At 72.7% G+C, this 11253-nt stretch carries 8 protein-coding genes; 4 read left to right on the plus strand and 4 right to left on the minus strand.

Annotation, left to right across the window (positions count from 1 at the left end; genetic code table 11):
• Positions 1-90 precede the first annotated feature (90 nt).
• Together ACOV8S_RS22220 and ACOV8S_RS22225 are read left to right on the plus strand one after the other, a co-directional pair.
• Positions 91-1536, plus strand: a complete 1446-nt coding sequence (locus ACOV8S_RS22220; RefSeq protein WP_448319709.1) for a glyceraldehyde-3-phosphate dehydrogenase — start codon at positions 91-93, stop codon at positions 1534-1536.
• Between the two features lie 208 nt (positions 1537-1744).
• Positions 1745-3316: an SDR family oxidoreductase gene (locus tag ACOV8S_RS22225; RefSeq protein ID WP_448319710.1), complete on the plus strand. Its 1572-nt coding sequence runs from the start codon at positions 1745-1747 to the stop codon at positions 3314-3316.
• Positions 3317-3814: 498 nt separating this feature from the next.
• On the opposite strand, the gene ACOV8S_RS22230 is transcribed toward ACOV8S_RS22225, so the two are convergent.
• From ACOV8S_RS22230 to ACOV8S_RS22240, 3 genes are all read right to left on the minus strand, one after another.
• The gene (locus ACOV8S_RS22230) at positions 3815-4783 is read right to left on the minus strand and encodes a serine/threonine dehydratase (protein WP_448319711.1); all 969 of its coding nucleotides are present in this window, start codon (positions 4781-4783) and stop codon (positions 3815-3817) included.
• A gap of 44 nt (positions 4784-4827) precedes the next feature.
• Positions 4828-6285, minus strand: a complete 1458-nt coding sequence (locus ACOV8S_RS22235; protein ID WP_448319712.1) for a pyridoxal phosphate-dependent decarboxylase family protein — start codon at positions 6283-6285, stop codon at positions 4828-4830.
• A gap of 92 nt (positions 6286-6377) precedes the next feature.
• Entirely contained in the window at positions 6378-8207 is a 1830-nt protein-coding gene (locus ACOV8S_RS22240) for an ABC transporter ATP-binding protein (protein ID WP_448319713.1), read from the minus strand.
• 288 nt (positions 8208-8495) lie between these two features.
• Here ACOV8S_RS22240 and ACOV8S_RS22245 point away from each other — a divergent pair, with 288 nt between their 5' ends.
• Together ACOV8S_RS22245 and ACOV8S_RS22250 are read left to right on the plus strand one after the other, a co-directional pair.
• Positions 8496-9638, plus strand: coding sequence for a YihY/virulence factor BrkB family protein (locus ACOV8S_RS22245; RefSeq protein ID WP_448319714.1), 1143 nt, complete (start codon positions 8496-8498; stop codon positions 9636-9638).
• A 129-nt stretch (positions 9639-9767) separates the two neighbouring features.
• Positions 9768-10187 (plus strand): CBS domain-containing protein, encoded by a 420-nt coding sequence (locus ACOV8S_RS22250; RefSeq protein ID WP_448319715.1) that lies wholly within the window; start codon positions 9768-9770, stop codon positions 10185-10187.
• Between the two features lie 144 nt (positions 10188-10331).
• Here ACOV8S_RS22250 and ACOV8S_RS22255 read toward each other — a convergent pair whose 3' ends face one another.
• Positions 10332-11210: an SGNH/GDSL hydrolase family protein gene (locus ACOV8S_RS22255; RefSeq protein WP_448320111.1), complete on the minus strand. Its 879-nt coding sequence runs from the start codon at positions 11208-11210 to the stop codon at positions 10332-10334.
• Positions 11211-11253 lie beyond the last annotated feature (43 nt).

The following is an 11253-nucleotide window of genomic DNA, read 5'->3' on the forward strand; positions in this document are numbered from 1 at the left end:
CACCGGACCACCCCGCACCCGACCCGGTTTGAATGACCATCCTTCGAGATGGTTAACATGTGAGCGCCGCCTAGCTCGAAAGATGGACCAGTGACTGTCAACGACGACTCGTTCACCAACTGGAAGAACCGCGAGGAGATCGCGGAGTCGATGATCCCGATCATCGGGAAGCTGCACCGGGAGCAGGACGTCACGGTCCTGGTCCACAGCCGCTCCCTGGTGAACAAGTCGGTCATCAGCATCCTCAAGACCCACCGTTTCGCCCGGCAGATCGTCGGCGGGGAGCTGTCGGTCGTCGAGACGATGCCCTTCCTGCAGGCCCTCACCACGCTGGACCTCGGCCCCTCGCAGATCGACATCGGCATGCTGGCCGTGGCCCACAAGGCCGACGACCGCGGCCTGTCGGTCGAGGAGTTCACCGCCGAGGCCGTCGCCGGCGCCACCGGCGCCAACAAGATCGAGCGTCGCGAGGGCCGCGACGTGGTCCTCTACGGCTTCGGCCGGATCGGCCGCCTGCTGGCGCGCCTGCTCATCGAGAAGGCCGGATCGGGCAACGGCCTGCGCCTGAAGGCGATCGTGGTCCGCGACGGCGGTGGCCAGGACCTGGTCAAGCGCGCCTCCCTGCTGCGCCGCGACTCGATCCACGGCCAGTTCCAGGGCACCATCACGGTGGACGAGGAGAACAACCGGATCGTGGCCAACGGCCACACGATCCAGGTGATCTACTCCGACTCCCCCGAGTCGGTGGACTACACCGCGTACGGCATCAAGAACGCCATCCTGATCGACAACACCGGCAAGTGGCGCGACCGCGAGGGCCTGTCCAAGCACCTGCGCCCCGGCATCGACAAGGTCGTGCTGACCGCTCCGGGCAAGGGCGACGTCCCGAACATCGTCCACGGCGTCAACCACGACATGATCAAGCCGGACGAGAACGTCATCTCCTGCGCGTCCTGCACGACCAACGCGATCGTGCCGCCGCTGAAGGCCATGGAGGACGAGTACGGCGTCCTGCGCGGTCACGTGGAGACCATCCACTCGTTCACCAACGACCAGAACCTGCTGGACAACTACCACAAGGGCGACCGCCGTGGCCGCTCCGCGCCGCTGAACATGGTCATCACCGAGACCGGCGCCGCCTCCGCCGTGGCGAAGGCGCTGCCCGACCTCGAGGCGACCATCACCGGCAGCTCGATCCGCGTCCCCACCCCGGACGTCTCGATCGCCATCCTCAACCTGCAGCTGAAGCGCGCGACCACCCGCGCCGAGGTCCTGGAGTACCTGCGCGAGGTGTCGCTGACCTCGCCGCTGAAGCGCCAGATCGACTTCATCAGCGCCCCCGACGCGGTCTCCAGCGACTTCATCGGTTCGCGCCACGCCTCGATCGTCGACGCCGGCGCCACCAAGGTCGAGGGCGACAACGCGATCCTCTACCTTTGGTACGACAACGAGTTCGGCTACTCGTGCCAGGTGATCCGGGTGGTGCAGCACGTCTCCGGCGTGGAGTACCCGACCTACCCGGCCCCGGCGGTCTGACCGGCCGTCCCTGAGCCGCGCACGGGTGTGCCCCGACGACCGGGTGTCGCCGGGGCACACCCGTTTTCCGTACCGGCCCACCGCGGCCGGGCGGCCGGTGGGCCGGTGGAGGACCGTTCGCCGGTCCCGCGATGCGGGGCGCGCCGGGGTGGATCATCCTGGAAGCGGCCGGACGCGGAGCCGGGCGTCGAGGACGGGAGCGAGGCCGATGAGCGAGGGCGCCCGCGGCGACGCCGCGCCACTGCACTGCCTGGTGACGGGTGCGACGGGGTACATCGGCGGCCGCCTGGTCCCCGCACTGCTGGCCGCCGGGCACCGGGTGCGGTGCCTGGCCCGCTCGCCCGGCAAGCTTCGCGACCATCCCTGGGCAGGCGAGGCCGAGGTGGTCCGGGGCGACGTCACCGACCCGGAGTCGACGGCGGAGGCCATGCGGGGCGTCGACGTGGCGTACTACCTGGTCCACGCGCTCGGGACCGGCTCCGGCTTCGAGGAGACCGACCGGCGGGCCGCACAGATCTTCGGCGAACGGGCGCGCGCCGCGGGGGTACGCCGGATCGTCTACCTGGGCGGGCTCACCCCCGCTGGGGTGCCCGAGGAGAAACTGTCGCCGCACCTGCGCTCGCGCTCCGAGGTGGGCCACGTCCTGCTGGAGTCGGGCGTGCCCACGGCCGTGCTGCGGGCCGCCGTCATCATCGGCTCCGGCTCGGCCTCCTTCGAGATGCTGCGCTACCTCACCGAGCGGCTGCCCGTCATGGTCACCCCGAGCTGGGTGCGGACCCGGATCCAGCCGGTCGCCGTCCGGGACGTCCTGCGGTGGCTGGTGGGCTGCGCGCGGCTCCCCGAGGACGTCAACCGCGTCTTCGACATCGGCGGACCCGACGTCCTGACCTACCTGGAGATGATGCGCGGCTACGCCGAGGTGGCGGGCCTGCCGCACCGGGTGATCGTGCAGGTGCCGTTGCTCACGCCCCGTCTGTCCAGCCACTGGGTCGGCCTGGTCACGCCGGTACCGGCCTCGATCGCCAAGCCGCTGGCCGAGTCGCTGCGGCACGAGGTGGTGTGCCGCGAGCACGACATCACCCGATACCTGCCGGATCCCCCGGGTGGTCCGCTGAACTTCGAGCAGGCCGTGCGGCTCGCGCTGCGCAACGTCCGCGAGGCGCGGGTGGACACCCGCTGGTCGAACGCCGCGGTGCCGGGCGCGCCGAGCGACCCGCTGCCGACCGACCCGGACTGGGCGGGCGGCAGCCTGTACACGGACCGGCGGGAGCGGACCGTGGACGCTCCCCCCGAGGCGCTGTGGCGGGTGATCGAGGGCATCGGCGGCGAAAACGGCTGGTACTCCTTCCCGCTGGCCTGGTCAGCGCGCGGGCTGCTGGACCGGATGGCGGGCGGCGTGGGCCTGCGCCGTGGCCGCCGTGACGCGACACGCCTGCGGGCCGGCGACTCGCTCGACTTCTGGCGGGTGGAGGAGATCGACCGGGGCCGGCTGCTGCGGCTGCGCGCCGAGATGCGCCTGCCCGGGCTGGCCTGGCTGGAGCTGTACGCGGACGCCGGTCCCGACGGCCGCACCCGTTACCGGCAGCGGGCCCTCTTCCACCCGCACGGGCTGCTGGGCCACGCCTACTGGTGGGCGGTGTCGCCGTTCCACGCTGTGGTGTTCGGCGGCATGGCCCGCAACATCGCCCGGGCGGCCGAACGCGGCGGAACGGCCCCGCGAGCCGGCCTCGCACGCCGCCCACGACGCCACCGCCCGGCCCCGGGGGCGTGGCGGGCCTGAGCCCGGCGGTACCGGTGGGCCCGGCGTCCCTCTCCCGGCATGTGCCGCTCCTCGCGGGGAGCGGCACATGCCGGCAGGGACGTGAGACCCTGCACCCACCTGTGCCGCTCCAGCCGCACGATTGTCCGCCCGTACCTCAGGGCGGACGCACCCCGCCGCAGGGCCGACACCGCAGTGCGCCGCATCCGCGGGGCGGCGTCGCACGGCACCGAAGGTCGACCAGCCGTGGGAGGGCTTCGGGCCGGCCCACGAGCCGGAGCCGGCAGCAGGGCTGCACTCACTCGCAGCAACCTCTGCGGCAGCCTGTGCGCGCCGACGCCGCGGACGGGCGTCGAAAACACCCCTACGGCAGGGCGGACGCGGGCCACCGACACCCTCCGGGCGGGGTGTCCCAGGACCAGGACCGGGCCCGCGGCAGGCGTGACCGACAACCGGCACCGGTGCACCGGGCGCGCGGCACGCGTGGCCGACAACCGGCCCCGGTGGAGCGGCGCCCGCTCAGCCGGCGAGGTCGGACAGATCCGTGTTCGCGCCGCAGAGGACCACGCAGACCCGCTCGCCCGGCTCGGGAACGTAGCCGTGGCCGGAGCCCCGCTGCGGGAGGACCGCCGCGAGCGCGGCCGCCGCGGCGTGCTCCACGGCGAGCCGCCGCTCCTCCCAGAGCAGCCGCCGGGCCTCGACGATCGCCGGGTCGGGCACCAGCACGGACCGCACGGAGTCCTGCCTGGCCGCCGCCAGGGCGTCCGCGGAGACCCGGCGCGCGCCGAGCGAGTCGGCGGCCACCGACCGGACGGGCACGTCCACCGGCCGTCCGGCCTCGAGCGCGGCGTGCAGCGCCCGGCAGTTCTCCGGCTCCACCGCCACCGTCCGCACCCCGTGCGTCCGCGCGGCCGTGGCGACGCCCGCCATGAGGCCCCCGCCGCCGACCGAGACGACCACCGTGTCCAGGCCGGGCACCCGCTCGCGGATCTCCTCCAGCAGCGTGCCCGCGCCGGCCGCGATCAGCGGATGGTCGTAGGCGTGGGAGGCGAGCGCCCCGCTCTCCCGCGCGAACTCCTCGCAGGCGGCGGCCGCCTCGGCGTACTCGGAGCCCACCAGCCGTACCTCGGCGCCGAGTTGCCGCAGCCGTCGCACCTTCACCTCGGGCGCAGCCTCGGGGAGGAAGACGGTGGAGCGGACCCCCGCCCGCCGGGCCGCCCACGCGCAGGCGACGCCCGCGTTGCCGCCGGAGGCGATGGTCACCCCGGCCTCGGGCAGCGAGCCCTGCTCCCGGTGCGCCTCGACGAAGTTGAGCGCGCCGCGCGCCTTGAAGCTGCCGGTGAACTGCATCAGCTCCAGGGCGAGATGGACCTCGAACCCGTCGAACGTCCCCGGCTCGACCGGCGCCACCGTCACCGGCCGTACGCGCCCGGCGATCCGGTCGCGGGCGGACTTCACGTCGCTGTACGCCAGGGATGGGTGCTGCACCTTCGGCTCCTCGTCGCGGGAGAACAGGGTCTCGCCCGATCCTCTCAGACCTGGTAGAGCCGCCCGATCACCTCCGGGAGCAGCCGCTCCGCGAGAGCGGGCGGCATCGCCTGGAGGACCGCCAGCACGGGCGCCGTCCTCTCCGGGAGGGTTCCGTCCTCGCCGACCCCCGCCACGGCGAGCGCGACGGCCACCTCGTCCTCGCCCAGCGCTTCGGGGTCCAGCGCGGCCGCGACGGCGGCGACCTCGGGGTCCACGACGGCCGGTCCCGCCGCGCGTGCCCGGGCGGCGGCCTTCTCCAGCTCGGCGAGCAGTTCGCGCAGGCGTTCCTCGCCGGCGGCGGCCGCCGTGACCGTCAGGTGCAGGTTGGCCGGGGAGGAGCCGCGGGCGGGCTGCGGCTGGAGGTACCAGCCGGCCGTTCTCATCTCGTCGGCCAGCACGAACACGTCCAGGGCCGGGTCCTGGGAGGCGACGGCGAGCAGGGAGGCGCGGGGCCGCCCCAGCACGCGCAGCCCGTCGACCGCCGCGATCCCCTCCGCGAGGCGGACCGTCGCCGCGTGGACGCGGCGGGCCAGCTCGACGTACCCGTCCGTCCCGATGTGCTCGAGCACCGCCCAGGCGCCGGCCAGCGGCGCGGCCGAACGGGTCCCCTGCAGCGTGGGGTTGACGACGGGGTAGCCCGGCCATCCGGCGTGGGCGAACCACCCGTGGCGCCTGAGGCCGGCGTCGCGGAAGAGGACCACCGAGGCGCCCTTGGGCGTGTACCCGTACTTGTGCAGGTCCGCGGAGAGGGAGGTGACGCCGGGGACGGACAGGTCGAAGGGCGGCAGTTCGGGGGCGTCCGGCGCGAGCCTCAGATGGCCGAGGTACCAGCCGCCGATGCAGGCGTCGACGTGACAGAGCACGCCTCGCGCGGCGGCCGCGGCCGCGACCTCGGCGACCGGGTCGATCACTCCGTGCGGGTAGGACGGGGCGGAGACGACCACCAGCGCGGTGCGGTCGGTGATCGCCGCGGCCAAGTCCTCGGCCCGGACCTCGCAGGTCTCCGCGTCGACGGGCACCTCGACGACCGTGAGCCCGAAGAGGTGGGCCGCCTTGTGGAAGGCGGCGTGGGCGGTGGCGGGCAGCAGCAGTTCGGCGCCCTCCCGCAGGCCCCGTGTCCTGCGGGCGTGCTCCCGCGCCGTCAGCACGGCGAGCAGACAGCTCTCGGTGCCCCCGCTGGTGAACACTCCGGCGGTGCGGGCGTCACCGCCGAGCAGTCGGGCCGCGCGGGCGGTCACCTCGTTCTCCAGTGTGACGACGCTGGGGAACACCGTCATGTCCAGGCCGTTGACCCCCGCCACCCGGGCCTGGGCGGCGAGGGCCAGTTCCTCCGCCCCGTCCAGTCCGGAGTCGTAGACGTAGGCCATGGTCCGTCCGCCGCGGACCGGCAGGTCGGCGGCGCGCAGGGCGTCGAGGCGGGCGAGGATCTCGGCCGGGGTCCGGCCAGGCAGTTCTGGCATGCGCGCAACCTAGAACACGCAGGTGGCGCCGGGCCAGACCCCGGACGCCCGCCGCACCGCGCGCGGGCGGTGCGACGGGCGACGGGCGACGCTCAGACCGGGTTGCCGGCCCGGACCGGGTCGTCGTCCTCCAGGAACCCTCCGGACTGGTGCTCCCACAGCTTGGCGTAGACGCCGTCCGCGGCGAGCAGTTCGTGGTGGGCCCCCTGCTCGATGATCCGTCCCCGGTCGAGGACCACCAGGCGGTCCATGCCGGCCACCGTGCTGAGCCGGTGGGCCACCACCAGTGCGGTGCGCCCCTCCATGAGCCGCCAGAGCGCCTCCTGGATGAGGATCTCGCTCTCCGAGTCGAGGGCGCTGGTCGCCTCGTCCAGCAGCAGGACGGGCGCGTCGCGCAGGATGGCCCGGGCGAGCGCGACCCGCTGCCGCTGCCCTCCGGAGAGCTTGACGCCCCGTTCGCCGACCATCGTCTCGAAGCCCTCCGGCAGCGCGTCGGCGAACTCGGTGACGTGCGCCGCCTCGGCGGCGCGGCGGATCTCCGCCTCGGTGGCCCCCGGCCGGGCGAAGGCGATGTTCTCCTTGAGGGTCCGGTGGAACATCGCCGGCTCCTGCGGCACGTAGGCGATCATGCTGCGCAGGTCGGCCTGGCTGAGCCTGCTGATGTCCTGACCGCCGATCAGGATCCGTCCGCCGTCGATGTCGGTCATCCGCAGCAGCAGCCGGGTGAGCGTGGTCTTGCCGCCGCCGGAGCGGCCGACCAGGCCGATCTTCGCCCCGCTGGGCACCGCCAGGTCGAGCCCGTCGAAGAGCGGTGCGCCGCCTCCGTGGGCGAAGGTCACCCGCTCGAAGCGGACGTCGGCGCCGTCCGGCCGCAGCGGTTCGGGTTCCGGCGGGTCGAGCACGGTGGGCGGGGACAGCAGCAGTTCGGTGAACTGGGCGGCCTCCGTCATCGAGCTCTCGAGCCGGCGGTAGATCTGGTTGAACTCGAACATGATCCGGGTGGCGTTGGTGTAGTAGGTGAAGGCGACGACGACCGCCTCCACGCTGTGCGTCCCGCCGCCGAGCGAGACCGCGAGCAGCAGTCCCAGCAGGTTGGTCAGCACCGACATGGGGGCGATCAGCGTGTCGATGCGCAGGTTCCCGAAGTCCCAGGAGCGCAGGGTGAGGCGGCGTGACTCGGCGACCCGGGAGCGGTGCTCGGCCGCCTCCCGCCGCTCGGCGGCGAAGGCGCGGACGGTCTCCATGTTCATCAGGCTGTCGGCCACGTGACCGGAGACCCGGGCGATGGCCTCCTCGCGCCGGGCGACCAGCCGCTGGCGGCGCCGGATGAGCGGGACCACGCAGCAGGCCGTGACCGCGAGCATCGTCAGCAGACCGACGACCAGCAGCGGGTCGTAGTTCCACAGGATGACGGAGCCGAAGGCGAGCGGTACGAAGCTGCCCATGATGTTGAAGGTCAGGGTGTCGGCGAACTCCTCGAAGCGGGTGGCGAAGCTGAGGACCCGCTTGGTGAGGGAGCCGGCGAAGTTGTCGTGGAAGAAGGCCGAGTCCTTGGCGTAGAGCTCGTCCATGCCGACGACGTAGAGGTGCTCGATGCCGTACGCGTCCAGGCGGTTCAGACAGTGCAGGCCCAGGCGCCACAGCGCTTCGGCGAACAGCAGCACGCCGGCGAAGCCGAGGACGTAGGGGAGCGCGGAGCCGAAGGTTCCCGGGCCGCCCGGGTCCTTCTCGGCCGCGACGTGGCCGATCAGCTTGGCGACGATCAGCGGGGCGACGTAGTAGAGGCCGATGTTGCCCAGGGCGGGGAGCAGCAGGGCGGGGACGGTGAAGCGCCGGAGCCGGGCGAGTTCCCGGCCGTAGTGTCGGAGGGCGAGGAGGACGGGGCCCTTGCGCGGGCCCTCGCGTTTCTCGGGCGAGTCCATGTGTGTGCGCCTAGTGTCGTGGTGCGCCGGGCCGGACATTTGGGGAGAACCCGGGAGGGTAAGTCTTCCGTGGAGCGCTCCGGCCCGTCCAAGAGTTTTTTTCGGCCGCGACGGGGGCGCGGGACAGGCCGCGCGCATGCCGTCGGACACGCCGTCGCGGTTCCTTGCGACTCCCCGGGCGGGTGCCGCGAGTGTCCGCCGAGGCGGACCGTGTCCCCCGTACGGAGGTGCGGACAGACCCCTGTGCGTATCCGGGGGCGGGCAGGATACCCGGCGTTCATGGCGAAAATGCATCTTCCAGGCAGTGGCGACCACGGCGACGGGGACGACGACCGCGGCGGGCGTCCGGTCGGGCCCGACGGAACCGACCGGACCGACAGGACGGACGCGGTGGACGGGACGGACGGGACCGGCCGTCGTCGCCGCGGCGAGGACGCCGGGGCGGATGCCTACGGCCCCTCCCCCGCGGTGGAGCGCAAGGCCCCCGACAGCCCGTCCAAGCTGCCGAAGCCCCGCTGGGGCAAGGTCTTCAAGGGCGCCCTCAAGGAGTTCAAGGACGACGAACTCACCGACCGCGCGGCGGCGCTGACGTACTACGCGGTCCTCTCGCTCTTCCCCGCGCTGCTGGTCCTGATCTCCTTGCTGGGGATCATGGGGAAAAGCGCCACGGACAGGGTGATGGACAACATCACCAAGCTGGCCCCGGGCCCGGCCCGGGACGTCCTCACCAAGGCCGTGGAGCAGCTCCAGGACGGCGCCGGGATCGGCTCGATCATGGCGATCGTGGGTCTGGTCCTGGCGGTCTGGTCGGCCTCCGGCTACGTGGCGGGCTTCATCCGCGCCTCCAACGTCGTCTACGACATCCCCGAGGGCCGGCCGGTGTGGAAGGTACTGCCGGTCCGGGTCGGCATCACCCTGGTGCTGATGGTGATGACGGCGGCGAGCGCCATCATCGTGGTCTTCACCGGCGGTCTGGCGCGGCAGGTGGGCACGACGCTCGGCATCGGCGACACGGCGCTGACGGTGTGGTCGTTCGTCAAGTGGCCGGTCCTGATCATCCTGGTCACCCTGATGATCGCGATCCTCTACTGGGCGGCGCCGAACGCCAAGGTGAAGGGGTTCCGGTGGATCACCCCGGGCAGCTTCCTCGCGCTGTTCCTGTGGATCCTCGCCTCGGTCGGGTTCGCCTTCTACGTCGCGAACTTCGGCTCGTACAACAAGACCTACGGGACCATGGCCGGTGTGGTGGTCTTCCTGATCTGGCTGTGGATCACCAACCTGGCGATCCTGCTGGGCCTGGAGTTCGACGCCGAGACGGTCCGCCAGCGGGCGATCGCGGGCGGCCACCCGCCCACCGAGGAGCCCTACACCCAGCCCCGTGACACCACCGCCTGGGACGAGGACGACCGGCGGCGCATGGAGGAGGAATGACCCGGCGCGTGCGCCCGCGACACCCTCGGTGACCGTCGGGAACGGACGCCGGAAGTCCGGTTTGTTCTCCTCACTCCGGAAACCCGAGGAGGCGGAACCGCACACACCCTTCCAGGAGGAGTGACGACCATGACGACGGCCAAGGACATCATGCACCCCGGCGCCCGGTGGATCCCCGCGGGCGAGTCGCTGGACCGGGCCGCCCAGCTGATGCGGGAGCTCGACGTGGGCGCCCTGCCGGTGGCCGGCGACGACGACCGGATGCAGGGCATCATCACCGACCGTGACATCGTGGTGAAGTGCGTGGCCTCGGGCAAGGACCCGTCGAAGGTCACCTGCGGCGAGCTCACCGAGGGCACGCCGCGGTGGGTGGACGCCTCCGCCGACGTCGACGACGTACTGCAGGAGATGCGGGAGCACCGGATCAAGCGACTGCCGGTGATCGAGAACAAGCGGCTGATCGGCATGATCAGCGAGTCGGACCTGGCACACCACCTGACCGACGACAAGCTCGCCGACTTCGTGGAGAGCGTCTACTCCAGCGCTTGACGGCGCCCGTCCACACGCAAGCGCCTGACGGCGCCGGACCACACGAAGGCCGCCCCCTCCCGCGCCGAGGGGGCGGCCTTCGCCGTCGCGCACGCCGGTCCGGCGCCCTCGGCGGTCCGGCTCATCCGGCGTGCGGGGCGGGGGTCAGCCCAGGCCGAGCACCGCCATGGTCCGGTCGGCCATCCGGGACTCGCCCAGCGCGTTGGGGTGGACCGGGACGAGGCTGTTGCCGCCGATGACCGGTTCGATCCACCGGGTGCCGGAGGCCTTGCAGGCGTCGTGCCCCTCGGAGACCTGGGCGAAGTCGACGTAGACGGCGCCGGACTCGCGCGCGGCGCGGGAGAGGGCGTCGTTGAGGTGACCCTGCAGGCTGCGCAGGTAGGGGATGTCGCCCCGGGCGATGGGCAGCTTGGCGAAGCAGGAGGAGTCGAACGTCGCCGGGGTGATCCAGGGGTAGCCCAGGACGGCGATCCGCGCGTTGGGCGCCTTGGCCTTGACGGCGGCCAGCGCGCTCTTCAGCGCCGGGTAGGTGGTGTCGTCGATCGCGTCGGTGAACCTGCTGCCGTAGAGCGTCTGGCACGGGTTCCCGTAGCCGGCGGTGACCAGGCCGGCCGAACCGCAGGCCAGCAGCGCCCCGATGAAGGTGTTGTTGTCGTTGCCGCCGATGGTGAAGGTGACCAGATCCGTGTCGGCGGACAGGGCGTTCACCTGCGGCGCGACGGTCGGGTACTGGGACCGGGTGAAGTCCTTGGTCTGGGCGGCGCCGCAGGTGACGTCGGTGAGCTGGGCCCCGATGCGACCGGCGATCACCTTGGGGTAGTTGGCCTTGGAGCGCAGACACAGCGGGCTGCTGAGATCGGTCGGCGAGACGCCGGATCCCGCGCTGTAGCTGTCGCCGAGGGCCACGTACGTGACCGGGTCGGCGGCCTGCGCGGGCTGGGCGGTGAGTCCGAGGGCGGCGACGGCGCTCGCCGCGAGGGCGGCGGCGAGGGTTCTGCGCAGGCGGCGGGCGGGGTGCGGCATCGAGTCCTCCTGGGGTACGGCGAGGGCGCGGCACGGCGGGGGC

This window comes from Streptomyces sp. CO7 (assembly GCF_053474865.1).